Source organism: Nocardia australiensis (assembly GCF_020733705.1).
Classification (GTDB): domain Bacteria; phylum Actinomycetota; class Actinomycetes; order Mycobacteriales; family Mycobacteriaceae; genus Nocardia; species Nocardia australiensis.
In genome coordinates, this window is the sequence record NZ_JAJFZM010000001.1 from 2,470,610 (window position 1) to 2,490,432 (window position 19,823).

The 19,823-nt window shown below is 65.1% G+C and carries 8 protein-coding genes; all 8 read left to right on the plus strand.

The window, feature by feature from the left end:
* Nucleotides 1-9 precede the first annotated feature (9 nt).
* The 8 genes from LKE06_RS11115 (at nucleotide 10) to LKE06_RS11150 (ending at nucleotide 19,814) form a co-directional block, all read left to right on the plus strand.
* Entirely contained in the window at nucleotides 10-11,151 is an 11,142-nt protein-coding gene (locus tag LKE06_RS11115) for an ATP-binding protein (RefSeq protein ID WP_227998539.1), read from the plus strand.
* 173 nt (nucleotides 11,152-11,324) lie between these two features.
* Entirely contained in the window at nucleotides 11,325-13,028 is a 1,704-nt protein-coding gene (locus LKE06_RS11120) for a hypothetical protein (protein ID WP_227998540.1), read from the plus strand.
* Nucleotides 13,021-13,812: an ESX secretion-associated protein EspG gene (locus LKE06_RS11125; protein ID WP_227998541.1), complete on the plus strand. Its 792-nt coding sequence runs from the start codon at nucleotides 13,021-13,023 to the stop codon at nucleotides 13,810-13,812. Before LKE06_RS11120 ends, LKE06_RS11125 begins: the two co-directional genes overlap by 8 nt.
* Before the next feature lie 174 nt (nucleotides 13,813-13,986).
* Nucleotides 13,987-15,819, plus strand: a complete 1,833-nt coding sequence (locus LKE06_RS11130; protein WP_227998542.1) for a hypothetical protein — start codon at nucleotides 13,987-13,989, stop codon at nucleotides 15,817-15,819.
* On the plus strand, nucleotides 15,816-16,601 hold the full coding sequence (locus LKE06_RS11135) for an ESX secretion-associated protein EspG (protein WP_227998543.1): 786 nt from the start codon (nucleotides 15,816-15,818) through the stop codon (nucleotides 16,599-16,601). Before LKE06_RS11130 ends, LKE06_RS11135 begins: the two co-directional genes overlap by 4 nt.
* Nucleotides 16,602-16,878: 277 nt before the next feature.
* Nucleotides 16,879-18,657: a hypothetical protein gene (locus LKE06_RS11140; protein ID WP_227998544.1), complete on the plus strand. Its 1,779-nt coding sequence runs from the start codon at nucleotides 16,879-16,881 to the stop codon at nucleotides 18,655-18,657.
* Nucleotides 18,654-19,436 carry an ESX secretion-associated protein EspG gene (locus LKE06_RS11145; RefSeq protein WP_227998545.1) on the plus strand — a complete coding sequence of 261 codons (783 nt, stop codon included), beginning with the start codon at nucleotides 18,654-18,656 and terminating at the stop codon, nucleotides 19,434-19,436. The genes LKE06_RS11140 and LKE06_RS11145 overlap by 4 nt, the downstream gene beginning before the upstream one ends.
* A 39-nt stretch (nucleotides 19,437-19,475) precedes the next feature.
* A complete protein-coding gene (locus LKE06_RS11150) occupies nucleotides 19,476-19,814 on the plus strand; it encodes a hypothetical protein (RefSeq protein WP_227998546.1) in 339 nt (112 codons plus the stop codon).
* Nucleotides 19,815-19,823: the final 9 nt, after the last annotated feature.

Here is a 19,823-nt window from a genome sequence, read left to right on the forward strand (position 1 = left end):
GGCAGGTAGATGTCGAGCGACGGAATTACCGAACTGTGGGATTGGATTCCGGGGTGGATTCTGTCCGCACTCAACTTCGGCCAGGGCTACCCGGACGGCCACCAGGGCGACCTATTCGATCTCGGCGCTGATTGGCACACCTGCGCCGACGACCTGATGAACCTCAAAGAGGAACTAAAGTCGGTCACTGACGAAACCTACAAATGGTATGAGGACGGCGACGGCGCCAAAGATATCAAGGCTCAGTTCGACGGCCTGTTCGACCCGGACTCGCCCTACTCTGTCGACCAGCTGGCGCAAGGGTTCAACGATCTCGGCGACTACACCAGCGGCGGTGGCACCGAGATCGAATTCACCAAGATTCTGGACGCGATCTTCGCGGGCATCACCGTCAACGCGATCTTTTCGCTGCTCGGCGACGAGCCGTGGGGGCCTCCGTTCATCCCGGTGGTGCTGGGAATCGGGCGCGCGATGATCAGTGCGGTCGGCAAGGAAGCGATCGCCAAACTGGCCACCGCGGCCGCCGAGGCATCGCTCAAAAACCTGCTGGAGAACTATGTCAAGAAGATCACCATCCAGACATCGACGAAACTCCTGGACAAGACGCTGCTCAAACAGCTTGCCCTGGCCACCGGTAAGGCGGCGCTGACGGGGGCCGCGCTCGATGCGGGTATTCAGGGCTACCAGGTGCTGGCCGGTCACCGCGAGGACTTCGACGTCAAACAGACCGTCCGCACGGGCCTGGAATGGGGTGGCGGCGGGCTGCTCGGCGCACCGGTGGGCATGGCCGCCGGTAATGCTCTCGCCAAGGTCGCCGTCTCCGACGCTGTGCGAAATCTGAGTGCGCGCAACCTATTCGGGCGCGCACTGTTGTCGCCCAATGTCCGAGGGGTCCTCAGCGGTGTGGCGGGCGGCGCGATCGGCGGCTCGGCGGGCATGTACGGAGCGGGAATCGCCTTCCAGGCCGGGGATCACCTGCTGAATCCGAACGATCTGGATTGGAAAGGGGTCGACTGGAAGTTCCATCCTGGCTTGATTGCGGCGGGCGCGGGAATGGGTGCGCTGCACGGCCCGAAGGCGGGTGCGGAGCAGCGGCTCGAGGTGCTGAAGCTCAGCGAGAGCTCGCCGGGCATGGACGGTGCCCATGCCAAGCCGCCGCCGGCGGTGTTCGAGGCGGCCGCGCGATCGGAAGCCGGGAAACTGGCCGCCGAGCTGATCTCGGCCACCGATTCAGCCAAGGCCGCGACCCCGGCAGAGGCGCAGCGCATGGCCGCGACCCGTCAACGTGCCCAGGAACTGTTCAACGGCAGGACCGTTGACGGCAAACCGGTGACCCAGATGGAGCGGTTGACCAAGCTCCAGGCCATGGAAAAGGAGTTCACCGACCCCGGCAACCAGGTTTCCGACGGCACGGGACATACAGAAAACGTTGCCGCAGCACCGAATTCGCGAGCTGATCTGCTGAGTGCGGAGCATGCTGCCGATTCTCAGCCGAGCCAGGATGTTGCCTCGCGGGCGGGGCTTGCGGGCGAGCCCCGCGCGACGGTGGGGCGGACCGGCATCGAAGAGGCTCCGCGCGCGAATCTCGCCGATGCCGTAAATGCCGACCACACAAGCGGTCTCGATACCAAGAATCAGGAACACGCTGCACTGCCATCGCATTCGGAGGTGCAGGAGCAGCGCGGTGATATCGGGACGGAACAGCAAGAGCGTGCCGATCTCGAAGCGCCCCGCGACCTCGAGCGGGAACCCTCAGGTGCTCCCGAGCCGCTCACACCGAAAGCCGGTGTGGTCAGCGACTGTGTGCAGGAAGCCGCGCACTGGCTCGAATCCGATCAGCGGGCTACGGTACTGGAGGGCCCGGTGCCGGCGCCGAAAAGCCTTGCCGGCGTGCCCCTCAGCGAAGTGCGCACGGCCTTCGGCGAGGCCCGCTTCGAAGGGTTTGTCTCCGGTAAGTCCTCGGCCTCCGGACATGCCCAGATCGTCGACAAGCTGATGCGCGAAGGCAAGGGAACCAGTGCGTTCGTGGTCGAAAAGCGCGCGCAACTCAATGAGCTTGGCACGAGCGCGCACGCCTACACCGTCACCTATCTGGGCAAGACCGATGGTGCCCATCTCTTCAAGGTCAACGGCAAGAGCGCGATCTACACCGGAACCGAAAGAGGCAGGGAGTGGTTCCGTGACGAGACCGGCCTGCGCAAGTCGCTGGCAGAACTGGCGGGCGGTGCGCGACGAGCGGATGCGGTCGCGACCGAGGCCGTGATCGTGCGTGACGGTGTCGTCATTCCCGGCCTTGGTCACCCGGACGCGGCGCCATTGGACGGTGCGATGCTGGTTGGTGCCGAACCCGTTCGCCCCGGCGAAGATCCGGTCCATGACGTCGCACGCTACTTCGAGGAATCCGCCCCGCGCCGTGGTACAGAACCCGATCTGCTCTCACCCGGCGAACGTGCCCGAATACAGGCACTCGACAATGCCCTCGGCATGGACGGTGCGCTGAGCGGGCTGGAAAATCCGATGCATGAGCTGGCCGATCTAACGCAAAAAGCTTGGGTCCGAGGGTTTCTGGAGACTCCGCAGGATGGCAGCGCGCCGGAGCGAATGCGGCCGGAACACTTCCGTGACCTGGATGCGGACGAACACCGCCCCGGGGAGCAGTACTGGCGATTCGAGGGCGATCCGCAGACGCGGGCCGAGAACGAGACGATGGCGCACGCACACGGTTTCGCGGGAGATTCGAAGCCGAGCCCACTGCCGCACGCCACTGCCGAGGCGATCGGCGGTCGGAGCGAGACGCGACCCTCCGGTGCCGAACCGGTGCCGATGGACGTGACAGCGGCCGGCGATCGCCTGATCGAACAGCTGCACGTCGATCGTGGCGCGGTGCGCGATCATTTGGCGGAAACCATTGCTGACCAGCGATATCGAACGCTACTGCGGGCCGGTGCGGTGGAGGCGCTCGACGCCGTCGTCGCGCGTCACGCCGCCGCGACCGATCCCGTGCATCGCGCTCAGATCGAGGAGGTCCGTGATATGTGGTCGAGCCTGCTCGACCTATCGGCCACCGACCTGACGCCGGATCGGCTGGCGGACACGATGACCCGGCTGCGGGCCGAAACCATGGACCGGGCGGTCGCTGTCACCGAACTCGCCGATACCGCGCAGCTGGCGCGCGGGGAATCGACTGCGCCCGGCGAGTCACCGCGTCCCGGCGCGTCGCGACGTTACGACATCGAGGTCGATGGGCAGCGGCTACCGGTACGGCTGGAGGCCGACGCGGCCGATGGCTGGCGAGTGTCGCACGCCGAACGTCTGCTCGCCCCCGACGTCGTCGTCGAACCCACATCGCGGCCCACTCACACCGAAACGAAGCCGGTGGGCGCTTGGAAATGGCTCAAAGAAGCGCTGCTCGACCACGAAGTCAACCCGCAGCATCCGCCGTCGCAGCTCGTCCCGGAGGGCCAGACCGCCGCGCTGCACGGCCTCGGTGCATGGACCCATAGCGACTATCTCGAGCACATATCCACGATCAGCCCCGCCTTCACGGTGCGCGAGGTGGTGAACCTGTGGCGCGCGCGACAACGATTCTTCGATTTCCTCCGCGGCCGGACGAACGCGATCGATGTGGCGACGCAGCAGGATCGGCACGGCCACGACTACCGGCCCTGGGTGACGGAAGTGGCCCCCGAAACGCTGGTGGAGATGCGTGAGCACTTCGAGCGCACCGGTCAGCTGGACCGGCTCGCCGAATTGGAGCAGGACGTCCGGCACCCGTTTGCCGCCGACGAGGCGCCGGTGCGCTCGCCACTGGAAGGCCGTGCCGGGGTCGAGCGTGATGTGGTCGCGCCGGTAGCGGACGCAGTCTCACACGAGTCGGCGGCAGCAACCCGAGATGCGCTGTCGGCGAAGGGAATAGAGCTCGGCGACGCCGCAGATCACCGGGAGGCGACCGGCAAGGCCCTGTACGAACTGGCCGACGAAATCGGCGTGACACTGCCGGATCTGAGCCCGGATTCGGTCCAGCGGGCCGCCGGCGAGCTGCGCTACCGGCTGGTGCGGCAGGCGGCGATCGCGGAAATGATCGTCGATGTGGGTCACCGGTTCAACGCCGAGGATGCGCATATCAAATTCAGCGAGCCGAATAAGTTCCGCGCGTCCGACCCGCTGGGAACCTTCGAACGAGAGGCGGCCGGGCGGGGGCCGCTCAATGCCCGCCTCCTGGGATGGGACGGGGTGAACAATAGGAGCGTGCCGGGTCATCCGTGGTGGGATTTGGCACATCGCGATACGCCGAATGGCCGCAAGTTCTTCGAGCACGCGTTGCGGCGCACCCAGCTCAGCGCCGAGCGGGCGGCGTGGTCGCACATGCTCGGCGAGGACCCGGCACTGCTGCATGCCGAGCAGCCGCATGCGCGGGTGATCGACGAGTTGTACGCCGGGGAACGCGAATCGGCCCGGCTGATCACGGAATTCGATGCTCGGGCCGAGGCATACCGCGCGGCCGATACGAGGTTCGGCGATATCGCGGCGGAAATGAAGGACCACGCCGCACAGGAATGGATTCGGTCCCAGGGCGGGCAGCCGGTGGCGGGTTCGCCGGGCCTCGCCCGGTTCGCGAATCCGTCGCGACTGGTCGTTGTCGATAGCGGCCACAATCACGATCGCCTGCTGGCGGACGCGCTGGCCGATCCCCGCAATGCCGAACTCGCGAAACGACTGACGCGCGGCGAAGTGGAACTCGAGTATCGCATCGGGTGGGCCGACCGGGCCGGACAGGTTCATGTCGCGGAGGTGGCGGCGCCGCAGGTACGGCACTTCTCGGGCGAGGTGAACGGCCGCAACCTGGAGGTGACCGCAGTGCGTGCCGGTGACGGTCCGTGGCGCGTGATCGCTGAATCTGCTGCGGCGGAACCTGCTGTGCAGCAGGCGAAAACGAATGAAATGGAGCTCACCCCGGCACAAATCGACGAGGCCATGCGCGAGTTGGCCGCCCATTTGGGGAGCTCGCCCGCGGACCTGGCGCCCGATCGGCTCGCTTCCGCCATTACCCGATTGCGGCTCGGGAACGGCTTGCGTTCGGCCAGGGTAGAGGCGCTGGCCGAATATCTGGGCACCATGCACGACATCGACGTCTACAACAGCGTGCAGAACCGGCTGAGCAAACTGGACCTCGATCGGGACGCGCTGCGGTCGGATCCGCAGCGAACCCTCGCGGACTACAAGCTGAAACATCCGGGCAAAGCCGTTGACGTCGACGCACTCGCCGGGCAATTCCGCGACCGGCCCGGACTGCTGGACTGGGATCCACGGGTAGTCGATCGGGAAATGCCGGTGCGAGACGGTGATTCGTGGCGACAAGTGGCGGACGTATTCGGAGACCTGCCGACGATCCACAATCTCGACCAGTTCCTCGACGCCATGCACGACTCCGCTCCCGACAACTACGGCGCGACCGAAGTTCCTGTCCCGGACCGTGATTGGTTACGGATGACAGGTGTCGAGCTCGACGCCGGCTCCCCAGCTGACTACAGGGACATCTACGAGGCATTCCGCGACGGAGACTACGACACACTGGTGGTACGCGAGCGCGCGCAACTCGAAGCCGTTCACGAACAGTTGCGAGCCGAGGTGCGCCAGGTTGCTTCCGAGATCTCCGTGCTGGAGGAACTCGGTGAAAGGCGCGATCGCAATAGCTCCGAAACACCCGGCATGCAGGCGAACGCCGGATACGGCGAGGCGCGTACGCCGCCCGACCCGTCGCACCGGAACACATCGACGCCGACCATCGGCGATGGGACCACTGAATCCTTTGGTGTGCACGGTGATTCGCCGCCCGAGGCGGCGCCGGTGAACAGGTGTGTCCCGGATTCGCTGGACCGGCTGAATTCGGCGCAGGGCGACGTGGTGTCGGTGCCGTCGCTGGATCCGAACAGCGCCTCGGGTGTGTCGTGGGGCCAGGTGCGTCCACATTTGCGTGGCGTCCAGTTGGAGGGGTTCGCCGCCGAGCGGGGTTCGGCCGGCGACAAGACGGTTGCCCGGGGGCTGATCGAAACGGGTGACGGTGCGAGTGCGTGGGTGCTGGAGCAGCGCGTCACAGTTGACGAGCAGGGCATCGGCTCGCATTCGTACACCGTGACCTACGAGGGCCGAAACCCGGACGGCTCACACCGTTTCGACGTCGATGGTGAGCAGGTGACCTACCACGAGGATGCCGCGCAGGGCCGCGAGTGGTTCACGACCGCTGCGGGCCGCGAGGTCTCCATCACCGAAATCGCCCGGGGGACAAGGGAAGAGACTGCGGTTACCTGGGCTGCGGTGTGGCGCGACGGACAGGTTGTCGAGGGCGTCGGTGATCGGGACGCGGTCGCGCCGTCCGACGACCTGCACATCGGCCAGGACCCGGAGCGCGACGGTGGTTCCGGGCGCGGCCCACAGGAGCCGTCGGTGCACGCGCCGCCGCAGATATCGGGCGGGGAGCATGGGCGATCGCCGAGTTCATCGCGTATCGCGAATCCGCTGGGTGAGGTCGAGCGGTTCTTCGGGGAAGCCCCGGAGTTGCGCACGGGCAGCGCGGATCCGCTCACCGTCGCCGAGCGCGATTACGTGCACGCTCTCGCCGACGCGCTCGGTGTCGGCGCCGAATTGAGCGGCCTGCGTGATCCGCTGCTCTCGCTATCGGATCTGGCGCAAATGGCCTGGGTAAGGGACTTCCTCGAGCCCGCTGCTGACGGTGCGCCGTCGCATATGCGGTATCCTGCCGATTTCCAGCCGCTCAGCGGCCCGGAACAACATCCGGGTGTGCAATATTGGCGCTTCGAGGGCGATCCGTTGACGCGTGCGCAAATCGAGGCCACCGAGCGTGCGCAAGGTCGTGCGGACCTCACCATGCCGGAGTCGCTGCGTCCGGCGAATACGGACGCGATCGGCAGGCGCACGGGCACTACGGCTTCCGGTCCGGAACCCGTGCCGCACTCCGCGGAGGCGGTCCGTGATCGACTGACGGCTCAGCTCAGGGTGGATCACGCCCAGTTGCGCGATCATCCGGCCGAAACCATTGCCGATCAACGGTATCGGACGCTTTTGCGCGCTGGCGCGGTGGAAGCGCTCGATACCGCCACGTACCGGCACGCCGACGTGATCGATCCCGTACACCGCGCGCAGCTCGAACAGGTGCGCGATAGCTGGGCACGCCTGCTTGATGTGCCCATTGCGGAATTGGCGCCGAATCGCCTGGCGGACACTATCACTCGGCTACGCGCCGAAACCGTGGCACGTGCGGTATCGGTGCGGGACCTCGCCGATACCGCACAGATCGCCCGGGCGGCGGAACAGGCCCGGACCGGCGGCGCGGTCGAACCCGTCGATTCGGTGCGTATCGATCTCGATATTCAGGGCGAGCGCGTGCCGGTGCGGCTGCTCGTCACCGAAGAAGGTGGGTGGCGGATCGTTGCCGCAGAGCGCCTACCCGCGCCGAAAGTGGTTGAACCGCAACAGATGTCTGTCGAGTCCGTCAGGTCGACCGGGTTCCGGCAGTGGCTGACCGACGCCCGACGCTTCCACAAGACCAACCCCGTGTATCCGCCGTCGGAGCTGGTGCCCGCCAGTCAGGCACACACCATCGAGTCTCTCGGCGAGATTCTCCACATAGAGACACTCCAGCACGAGAATTTGTATTCCGGCGATTCCAAGGCGTACAAAGCCAGCCCACTGATCACCGTGCGCGAGATCGTGACGTTGTGGAAGTCGCGGGAACGATTCATCGATTTCCTGCGCGGCCACGTAACCGCCTCGAATGCGTTGGTATTGCGGACAACCGACGGTGCCGAATATCGGTATTGGGAGATCGACGCCGATCCGGCGCTGGTACGGGCGGAGGTGGGCAGATCGGGCCTGGAGGATCGTTTCGATCCGAAGAGCATGCCGGATGCCACGACTCCGCATCCGCCGGGCGCGACGGGAGAGCGCCCCGGCGTCGAGCGCGATGTGGTCGATCCGGTTGAAGGTGCTGCGGCGCACCGGACTTCGGGCGAGACCGAGCAGGTACTCGCCGACTGGGGCCGGGAACTCGGTGCCGCCATCGAACAGCGTCGGGCCGCAGGGGAAACCCTGTACGAGCAGGCCGCCCGCCATGGCATCGAACTGCACGAGCTGAGCCCGGACTCGGTGCTGCGTGCGGTCGACGAGATGCACTACCGCGCGCTGCGGCGCGCTGCGGCGGTCGAGGAATTGGCCGGCGCGGTACGCCGCTTCGAGGCAGAGGACAGCCGCATCGGATTCCGTGAGCCGAACAACCTCCTCGGGGCCAACCCACTGGAGCGCTTCGAGAGGGAGGTTGCGCGTGCCTTCGGTCCGGGGCTGACCATCCTGAGCTGGGAGGGTGTCAATAACCGGAGCCAGCCGGGCCATTTCTGGTGGGATCTCGGACATCGGGACCATCCCACCGCGCGGCAATTCTTCGAGGACGCGTTGCGGCGTGAGCAACTGCGCGCCGAACGCGGTAGCTGGGCCGAAATCCTCGGTATCGACCCGACGGCTGTGCGTGCCGAGGACCTGGCGGAGCACCGTGCGCAGGCACGTGAAATAGCCCGCGTCGCAGACACATTCGAGGACATGGCCGCCGCGTATCGCGATGCGGACACGGCTTTCGGCGCGCATTCCGATGCCATGGCGGCCATGGTCGGCGAGGAGTGGGTCCGGTCGCAGGGCGGCGAGCCCATGACGGGTGCGCCCGGTCTGGCTCGGCTCGGTGAGTCCCGGTTGGTGGTGATCGATACTGGACTCAACCATGACCGAGTACTGGCGGACGCACTGGCCGATCCGCGTAATGCCGAGCTGGCACGGGAATTGACACACGGGGAGGTCGAGCTCGAATATCGGGTGGCCTGGGCGGATCGGGGCGGTCAGGTGCATGTGGCCGAACTGGAGTCCCCGCAGGTCAGGCACTACTCCGGTGTGGTGCAGGGTAAGTCGCTGCATGCGACGATGCTGCGCGAGGGTGACGGGCCGTGGCGGGTGGTCGATGATCCGGCGGCACCGGAATCGGCGCCACAGCCACCCCGGCCGAATGTCGAGAATATGCCACGCGATGAGGTCGAGTCGGGGCTCGATGCGCTGGCCGGGCAGCTGGGCGTGGCGCGTGCCGACCTGGAACCGGGACGCCTGGAAGCGACCGTCGAGAAGCTACGGCTGGAGAACGGCGTCCGTGCCGTCCGTGTCGAGGCGCTGCTCGATCAGGCCAGGACGGCGATTGATTTCGATGCCTTCGTGAAGTTCCACGACCTGGCCGACGCTCGAACCGCACTGTCGCGCAGCCTCGGCATCGAGGTCGAACACCTGACACCCGAGCGGCTGGCGGAGGCGATCGCCGCGCCGGCGCAGCGGAATTCGGCGCGCCTGGGAAAGATCGACGCGCTGGTCGAATACGCCAAGGAACTGCGTGGCATTGATGCCAGTGCGGTAGACGTGGCTCGCGACCGGCTGGCGAAGCGGCTCGGCGTCGATCCCGGCGAGCTCGCGCCGAAGAAGTACATCGTGGACAAGGTCAGCGGAAACCCTCGCTACCAGCTGGATCTGACGTCGGTCCACCCCGGCAAACTCAACCGTGCGATCGCGAATCTGGTGCATCGGAGCCATGCGCGAACCGGACTCTTCGACACGCTGACCGACTATGCGCGTGAGTTGAGTGCGGTGGACCCGTACACCGAGGAGTTGCGCGCCAATTCCGATGCCGCGCCGCGTGATCCGCGTATTGCCGACGGCGAACTATCGGTCCGGGAGGTGCCTGCGGACCTACGCGAAATCATCGGCGATCGAGACCGATTCCTCACCGACATCCAAGACCGAGGTGGCGAACACCTCGATCCGACCGATCTGCAAGAGCCAGGCGGTGATTGGCGCCGGGTCGCCAGTGTCGGACTCGAGGGCGCGACGCCGAAAGAGTACGCGACCGTGTTCAAACAATTCCGTACCGGAAACTTCGACAAACTGGGCGTGCGAACTCCCGGGCAACTCACCGCACTCCAGGAGCGGTTGCGCGACGAGGTGCGCGATACCGCAGCCGAAATCGGTAGCCTCGAAGAGTTGGCCGGCCACTACAACCGCACCTACCTCGAACCGTCCACGGATTCGGCGGCACCCGACGCCCGCCGCGATCGAGAAATTGGCCCCGAATCACGCACCGTGACCATATCCGAAGCCAATCGTGCCGACCCGCAGGAGCTCGCCGCGACGGAGGCGGGCGCGGCAGCATCGATCGAGACCGAAAAGGTGGAATCCACTGCCACAGAGTCGGCACGCGACAGGCAACCAGATCATCTGCCTCCGGAATCCGGTGCAACCGTTGCTGATTCAATGGCGCACTGGCCGGTCGAGGGGCACCGCGAGACAGCCGCCGAGCTGACGGCCGCATTCGAACGAACCGCAGGGGATCGGCCGGTGGTGGCGCACGACATCTCCGGTGCGCCGGGCGAACGCTGGGTGCGCGGCGCGGTGACCGATCGCAGTCGCGAGCTGCCGATGCGCGATGCGCCCGACAAGCAGACCGGGCGGGTCGAACCGACCGAACCGGGCCTGCTCACCGAACTTTTGGAGGCGAACGCCGGCAGCTGGGGCGTCGAATTCGGCAGTGACGGAACGAGAACCAGATGGTTCCAGTTATTCGAAGCGGCCGGGCCACACGACCCATCGAAGTTCGCGGCAGAACCGGTCATTGACCTGGCCATCCCACCCGACGCGTTCCACGAGGGCATTTCCGAGTTCAGACAGGCCGTCGTCGATGTGCTGATCGAAGCTGGGTGGCCGGAGCCCCGGCGCGAGGACGTCAGGCTGCTCGTATCCGAGTTGCTGACCAACGTCGATCGGTACGCACCGGAAGGCGATGCGCGGCTGCGGGTTTGGCTGACCACTGATGGCGCACGCGTCGAGGTCGGTGACTCGAGCCGGGCGCTGCCGACCTGGCGGCCGGAGAGCGAGTTCGCCACCTTCGATATCGATGCGATCGAAATCGACTTGAATGCATGGGATTTGGGCGAGTTGGTCGCCGGTTCGCACGGCCGGGGTATCGGGCTGATCTTCGAACTCGCCGATAGGTGGGGCATAGACCTGGAGCGGGTAGGCGGCAAGGGGATTTGGTTCGAAGTTCGCCGCGAGTAGCGGGCCGTGATTCTTTACCATCCCTTAAGGAGCGTTTCGCCTGGATCGGCCGAACCGACCGCTCGGGTCCGGGACAATCGGGCAACGGGGTATCGCATGGAGCACCGCATCATCTATGCCGAAGTGCAAGAGGATGATTCGCGGTCGGCATCGATTTGTGAGGAGTGTTTACAGTGAGCGACGAGGATCTGCCGAATCTGGGCCAGATACTGGGCGGTTATGCGTCGACCGACGGCGGGGGTGACCGGCTGACGCTGCCAGACGGGCAAGGAAACGCCTGCGCCGAGGTGGTGGCTAACGTGCTCGCGGCGGTCGAGTCGGTAAGGAAACAGGCGACCGACGCGAATCTCGCCACGGTGAAACCGGTCAGCAGCCTGCACTCCGGCCGGTTGCTTGCCGATAAATTCGCCCGACGTGGTGCCGAACTCGATGACATTCTGGCCGATCACGTCAAGATTCTCACTGATCTCGGCGAGGCATTTGTGTTGGCCGACAAGAAATACCACGGGCAGGACGACGACGCGGCAGAGCAGTTCAACGAGATCATGAAGAACGCGTCCGGGGACGACTACATGAGTCCCAAACCGGACCCCTACGCCTGGTTTGGCCCGGGTATCAATTGGAAATGGAGCGGGAACTTCGATACGGCCGATGAATTCAAAGACAAGCCGCCGACTTCCGAGCAATTGGACAGTAAAATCTATGAGGTAGACGGTCAGTACATTCCCATCGAACCCGGAATGTCGGTCGATTGGCGGACGGAATACGAAACCTTCGCCTCCGGCGAGTCGTTCAGTGGCCAAACCGAGCAATCTCAGACATGGTGCTGGTTATCGACGGAACTGCAGAGCGCATTCGGGGCGGTATCAGGTCAACTCAACTCGGTGAGCCACCAGTGGCAAGGGCGTGGGAAAGAAGCCGCGATGTCGGCAAGTACAACGTATGCGCAGGCTACCGAGCCCTTGACGAACCAGATGAACTGGTTGGGCGAGACGATGAATTTCATTGTCGGCCAGGTGGCCAAGGCAGGGGGCCAGATTCATGAATCGCTGGCTGGTATTGTCGACGGCAGTTCCACGCAGGCTTTAAACGATACTGCGGCTCGCAGCGAGGCTGCCGCGGCTATCGATACAACCTATAAATCGGCGTTGAATGACGTGACCAACGCAATCACCGTACTAGTAGGCCCGAAAAGCCCACTTGGCTCGAAGACCGACATCGGTCCCGACGGCCCACCGGCAACTGGTGGTCTGCCCGGCGGGTCAACTGTCGGCGGACCGGCAATCGCGGCCCAGCAGGCCGATTTCATGAAAGCGCAGCAGGATGCCATGCGGCAGCAGCGCGAACAGCAGCAACGCGCGGCCGCCGATCAAGCCGCCCAGCAACTACAGCAAGCAGCGCAGCAAGGCTTGCAATCCGCTCAGCAGGCCGTGGAGCAAGGTGCGCAGGCCGCCCAGCAGGCGGCACAGGACGCGATGGCCAAAAATATGGAGACAGCGGGCTTTTCGGGCCTGCCGTCGCTGTCGGAGTTGGGAAAGGACGCACTCACTCCGGGTGGCGGCGCTGGTAGAGGCGGCGGTGGAGGTGGCGGTCTCGGAGCCGGAGCCGGTCTCGGTGCCGCGCCGAACCCCAAGCTGTTCCCGCGTGCGGTGCTGCCGGATTCGATCGCTGCCGCCGTCGGCCGCGCGGGGCTGGCGACTTCGGGTGCCGGCACGCCGGGTTCGCCCGGTGGTATGGGGCCCGCCGGTCACGGTGCGGGCGGCCAGGGCGGGCAGAAGGGGCACAAGCGGGCCGCCTACCTGGACTCGACCGAACATCTGAAGGACGCGTTCGGCGACGCCCCCGCCACGGTGCGACCGGTCATCGACGATGAGTAGGGCCTGGAAGTTCACCGACCTCGAATTCCTCGTGCTGTGGGAGGGAATCGAGAAGGACTCGCTTCCGATGCCATTGTCGATCGCCAGCAATCTGAGCAACTGGGATGAGCTCAATGAAGCGAAGGCCGAGGCCAAGGATCGGGTGTGGCCGACACGTGACGGCGAGCTCGACGTGGCCATGGCGGCTATCGCGCGACCAGACATCCGGGTGGTGCTCGCTGCCCGAGCAGGCGACGACCCGGAGAAACCGGAAGGCAGTATCCGGATACTCGGCGTGCGCCGGGCCGGCCGTGGTTACGTGGTGAAGCAGCTGCCGGGCGAAACAGTCTGGCACAGTGCGGGATTCGTGATCACCGAATGTGACGCGATCAAGCTCGCCGATGCGGTTGTGCAGGAATTGCCCGAGGCCCCGGCGGGCACCGGGTCCGGCATTGTCTTGGTGCCGGACCGACGCGCGCCCGGCGACGCCACGGACTATTCGTATGGCCGCTCGCGGATATTCGACTCACCGGAGGAATCCGTCCGCAGCACGTCCGCGCAATTCCTCGACAGGCCCGCCTCGACCGTCGGCGCCATCGAAATCCGGCAGGGCGACTCCCGATTCGGTCCGCGCGGCGTGGTGCGCCGCCGATTGCACTGGCGTGACGTGATCGACGACGGCCGGTACGCGATCACCACGGACACCCCGCCGACGGCGTCGGGTGTGGACGCGCGGCGGCTCACCGCGATGATCAATATCGAGCTCGCCACCGTGGTTCGCGCGATCCGCGACGAACGCGCATGAGATCTGACCTGCGGATACTCACCTATACCGGAGTGTAAGAACACGATTCACGATCAATACACCGACTATTCACGCAACTCATGAATCATCGCCACCATTGGTGCGATTGAGGTGGGTGTTGTGGCAGCGATCTGGTGCGGTCCAGGCAGCAGTGCGATAGGCGGGAGTTGACCGATGGCCCCAGCAGATGGCAAGCCCAATCCGTGGCAACTCTCCGGAGACGACGTCGGTAAGGGCGACAAGCTGACCGTCAAACAGCAGGCGTTGCAGACGCTGGCGGATGACGCCGTCGACGTGTGGCGGATCCTCGACATCGTTTCGGGCTATACCTATTACCTGGAGAAGATCGACGGTTTCGGGAATCTGCCTTCCGGCATCGCGCTACAGGAGAAGTTCCGGCATGCGGGCCGTGACCTGACCGACCGGGTGAACAGGCATAAGGAAACCCTCACCGATTTGGGCGAGACCTTCATCGCCGCAGGCAAGCTGTACGCCAATTCCGAGGAGTCCTCGAAGGAGGCGTTCGAGCGAATCAAGGTCGACCGTTTCGTGCACCTGCCCGACATCAAGTCGGCGCCGAGGGACGGCGAGACAAAAGTACCGGATTGGGGCGGCAAAATCGGCCGCACCGACAAATACCCCGGTACCTCCGACAAGCTCAAAGCCCTCGCCGAACAGGACTCCGGGCGTTACACGGAGTCGGTGGGTGCCGAGCCCGCGGACATCTTGGATTACCCCACGGCCTACAGCCTGCACAACTCGCTCATCAACACAATGGGACATATCTCCGATGTCTCCGGAATGTGGCGCTGGATGGCCGATCTGATTATTCCGAGGCACACGAATCTGGGCAATCAGATGTCGACGGTTCAATCCTGCGGCGGATGGGACAGCGACGGGGCAGCCAAGGCGGGCAAGGCCGTCAGCGCCTATGTCGCCGGTCTGAAGAAGATGACCGACACCATGACCACGATCGCCGAGAACCTGTCGAATGCCGATGGTTGGGTGTACACAGTCCAGTCCAATACTCCGAACATCCCGCCGGACCAGGTCGGTACCGACTACGCCCGCCAGGAGGTCGCTACTGCGAAAAGGATCTATACGGACTGGTATATCCCGGGAATCAACGCATCAAGCGACGCGATTCCCGTCATACCCGAAGTGGTGAATCCCCTTGCCGCACCGGCATCTCCGCCGCCGGACAACAAAAAGACAACGACCGACCAGAATGGCGGCGGCGGTACGAATCAGGGCGGCGGTGGCGGCGGTGCTGGAACAGGTGGTGGCGGTGGTGGCGGCGGAGACACTTCCGCGGCCATGCGGCAGGCACAACTGAACGCCGCCAAACAGAACCAGGAACTGCGGAACGCGCAGCAGAGGGCGGAGCAGGAAGCCAACCAGCGCAGCGCCGTGTACGAAAAGCAACAGAGACAGGCCGAACTGCAAGCCAGGCAGCGGCAGGCCGAACAACAGCGTGCCGCCGCCCAGCAACAGACCCAGCAGACCGCGCAGCAATTGCAGCAGGCGGCTCAACAGGGCATGCAGTCCGTGCAGCAAGCGGTCGAGCAGAGCATGCAGTCCGCTCAGCGAGGCGCTCAGGAAGCGATGGCGAAAGGCATGCGGTCAGCGGGTCTTTCCGGGTTGCCCGGTGCGCTATCGGAATTGGGCAAGGACGCGCTCACGCCGGGTAGCGGACTCGGGAAGGGCGGCGGTGGCGGCGCGGGTGCGGGCGCCGGCTTCGGCAGTGCCGCCGCGCAGCACGCCAAGCTGTTCCCACGTGCCGCACTCTCCGATTCCATTGCCGCCGCGGCGAATCGGGCCGGGCTGGCCGCGCCGGGCGCCGGTACGCCCGGATCGCCCGGCGGTATGGGGCCCGCCGGTCATGGCGCGGGCGGTCAAGGTGGGCAGAAGGAACACAAGCGCGCCGACTACCTCGACTCCATCGAACACCTCGATGACGCGCTCGGCGACGCTCCGGTCGTCGCCATACCTCTTGTGGACCGATGAGCCGTACCTGGAAGTTCAGCGATCTGGAATTCATGGCGCAGTGGGAGACGCTGAAGCAGGACTATCTGCCGGATCCGTTCGTCTACACCTGCCGAACCTGGAGCAATGAGGACTACGTCCGTGAGAAGGCCGACGCGCTGGCTCGCGTTCGCCGCGCGCGCGACCGCTCCTTCGATGATGCGCTCGAGGCAGTGGCCTACCCGGATATCCGCATCGTCGCCGAAAGCTGGGACGAGTGCGAACCGCAGCGGCTCGACAGGCTGATTCGGTTGCACGGTGTGCGGCAGGGGGAGCGCGGGTATGTGGTCTCGGAACTGGCCGGGGAATCGTTCTGGCATTCCGGCGGATTCACCGTCACCGAGTGCGATGCGGTGGATCTCGCCGCAGCGGTGGTGCGCGCATTGCCCGAGGTTGCTGGCGGCTCTCGCGCCGAGGTCGTGTTGTCTACTCGTGACGAAGGCGCGGAACTCGACTACTTCTATGGCCGTTCGCATGTGCTCGAGTCGTTCGACAGATCCGGTGCCGATCACTCGACGAGCTTTCTGGATTTGCCGACCTCGCGCGTCGGGACGATCGACGTGATCCAGGGCAGGTCGCGTTTCGGGCCGCGCGGCATCACTCGACACCGGCTGGAATGGCGTGATGTGCGCGATGATGGCCGTTACGTGATCGATGATCGGACCCCACCGGTCGCGGTCGGCGCCGATGCGAGTCGCCTGATCGGGACCATCAATTCGCGGGTGGCCGCGGTGATCCGCGCCATCAAGGACGAATGGGTCTGACCCACACCGGTTTTGCTGACCCGACCTGCGAGTATTCGACGTATCTTCAAGAGCCTCTGGCCGGATTGCTCCAGGTGTGGATAATTGGCACCAGGGCGGTGTCGACAGCAACGCTCCGACAACCACCTATGCTAAAGAGCAAGACGATGATTCACGAATTGTGACACCGACTGTTCATGCGGCCCATGGGATGGGGCTTCATGTGCGGGGGTGAGTGCGGTACGAATTGTCGTGCGTCTCGCGGTGTCACTGTGTCGTGTCAGGCAGGAGTCGACCGATGGCTGGACCGAAGGATCCTTGGAAAGGGATCGCCGGCACCGACGTCAGGCTGGAACCGGGCGCTGCGCGGGCCGCCGCCGATCTGGCCGCCGCCGCGCTCGTCGCCGTCGAGCGGGTGCAAAGTCAGCAGACTTACATCAAAAAGCACACCGGGCTGGCAAACCATGCCGGGTCGGGTCAGCTGTTGGCGGACAAATTCGATGATGCCGCAGTCAAATTGGAGGAGATCCTCAGCGCGCAGGTGAAGATCCTCACCTCGATGGGCGAGACCTTCGTGTGGGCGGGCCACCTGCTCGAAAAGCAAGACAAGGATTCCGGTGCGGCTTTCACCCGCTATAAGCAAGCCGCGCAGGCCAGGGCCGATCTGCCGCCGGTCCCACCCGCCGGTTCGACGCAGGTGCCGAAATGGCCGGAGGAACGAGCGCCTGGTTTCGATGCCAAGTACAACCTGGACAAGCTGAGTGCGGCCTCCGGCTCCAAGCCTGGCGCGGACGGCAAACAGGGGTTGGACAAGCGGCCGACCAATCCGGAGAACCCGACCGGCCAGGCAGGCGAATGGTTCGCCGCCGTATCCAAGTCCATCGATACCGCGAAGGTTGCCGACCAGGGCGCCATGTGGAGTTGGATGTCCGGGGTGTTCGGCAGCGCGGTCGACAATCTGGTCACCAACCTGACACGGTTGAAGGACCGGAAAATGTGGCAGGGGCACGCCATAGATTCCGCCATCACGGCGACTGACTCCTATCGCGCCGACGTATCGCAGTTGAGTAATAACATGGACGTGCTCGGTAAGAATCTGAACTATGCGGCCGGTTGGCTTTCTATCACCAAGGGCATGCTGCCACCGGAGTGGTACGCGCAGACCTACAACGCGAATCCGCAGCGAAAGCAGCAAATTCTCAACTATGCGATCGACGGGTGGGAACGCTGGTACATCCCCGGCATGAACCACTCCAACACCGCTATCCCGTTCCTAGTGGACCCCGATGACCCGCTGAAGCCGAACGGGGATACACCTCGAACACCCGGGTCGCCGGGCCCGGTTACTACACCGAGCCGTGGCGGCCCGCAGTCTGACGCGCTGAAGCAGACGCAACTGGCCGCCGACGCGCAGAACAGGAAACTGCAGCAGGCACAGCAACAAGCCAACGCCGAATACCAGCGGCAGATGCAGCAAGCCGCGCTACGGCAAGCCGCGCAACAGCAAGCCGCGCAACAGCAAGCCGCGCAACAGCAAGCCGCGCAACAGCAGGCTGAGCAGCAGCAGGCGCAGCAGGTCGCCCAGCAGTTGCAGCAGGCGGCGCAGCAGGGTATGCAGACCGCGCAGCAGGCCGTCGAACAGGGCATGCGGTCGGCGCAACAGGCCGCGCAGGAGGCGATGGCGAAAGGCATACAGGCGGCCGGTCTTTCGGGTCTGCCCGACGCGCTGTCAGGATTGGGTCAGGACGCGCTCAAGCCAGGAGGCGGAAAGGGCGGCGGTGGTGCGGGAGCAGGCGCAGGGCCGGGTACGGGGCCAGGAAGTGCCGCCGCCCAGAATGCCAAGCTGTTCCCGCGTGCGACGCTGGGCGACTCCGCCGCCGCCGTCGGGCGAGCCGGTCTGGCCACATCGGGGCAGGGGACGCCGGGTTCTCCCGGTGGCATGGGACCGGCGGGTCACGGTGCGGGCGGGCAGGGGCAGAAGGAACACAAGCGCCCGGACTATCTCGACTCCGTCGAGTACCTCGAAGACGCGCTCGGTGACGCGCCGGTGGTATCTAAGCCGGTCGTGGAGAAATGAGCGGAACCTGGACGTTCGGTGATCTGGAATTCAAGGTCATGTGGGAGATCTTGGAGGAGGACTTCCTGCCGTGGCCGTTGGTGTTCACCAGCCGAACCGCATTGTGGGAGGACTACTTACAAGAGAAGGCCGAGGTCAAGGACCGGCTGCGCCGCACCCTTGACCCGGCTTTGCGTGAAGTGCTCGAAGCGATGCAGTTCCCCGACATTCGTCTGGTCGTATACGGATGGGACGACCGGGACGGACTGAACCCCGATTTCTGCCTGCGGGTGCTCGGTGTGCGGCGTGCCGATCGCGGACTGGTGGTGAAGCAGCGATGTGGTGAAACCATCTGGCACAGTGCAGGTTTCGAAGTGACTGAGTGTGGTGCACTGGAACTGGGCGAACGCATCGTGTCGGCCCTGCCGCCTGCCGCGGCCGGGCGGATGGCCGATGTCGTCCTGCTCACCGAGGCTGACGGCGATCTGGACTACACGTTCGGAGACTCGGCGGTGCGCGATTCCTTCGCGGACTCGGTCGTGCATCGCTCCGAGGCCTTTCTCGGTAAGTCCGCTGCGAGTATCGGGACCATCGAAATCATCCAGGGACACTCGGTATTCGGTCCGCGCGGCATAACCAAGCACGTTATCGGGTGGCGTGACCTGCAGGACGACGGGCGCTATGCGATCGAGGATCAGTATCCGAAGGTCGCGGTCCCAGCCGATCACAAACGAATGACCACCATGGTCAATACGAGGATCGCGGCCGTCATCCGCGCGATCAAGGATGAACCCGCCTGATCGGGCTACCGGCTACATTTGATTCGAAAGGGGTCAGACATGGACGAGCAACAGGTGCCGGCCGAATGGATGGCGACCTCGCGCACCGGTGCGATCTCGGTCCGCACCACCGAACAGGGGTTGCCGCTCGGGATTTCGGTGGAGCCCGCGGAACTGCGACGTGACCCGGCCGGTTTGGCGGCCGAGGTGCTGCGGTTGTGTAAACAGGCGGCCGGGCGGGCCGGACTGGCGCGGCGGGCGGAGCTGGAGGCGGCGGGGCTGTCCGCCGATATGCTGGCACTGATGGGGTTGCCGACCCCAGAAGAAGTGGCTCGCAATGAGATTGTCGAAGAGGAAGAATACGAGACGGAACCCCGGAGTTGGCTTCGACAGGTATAGACCTGGAGC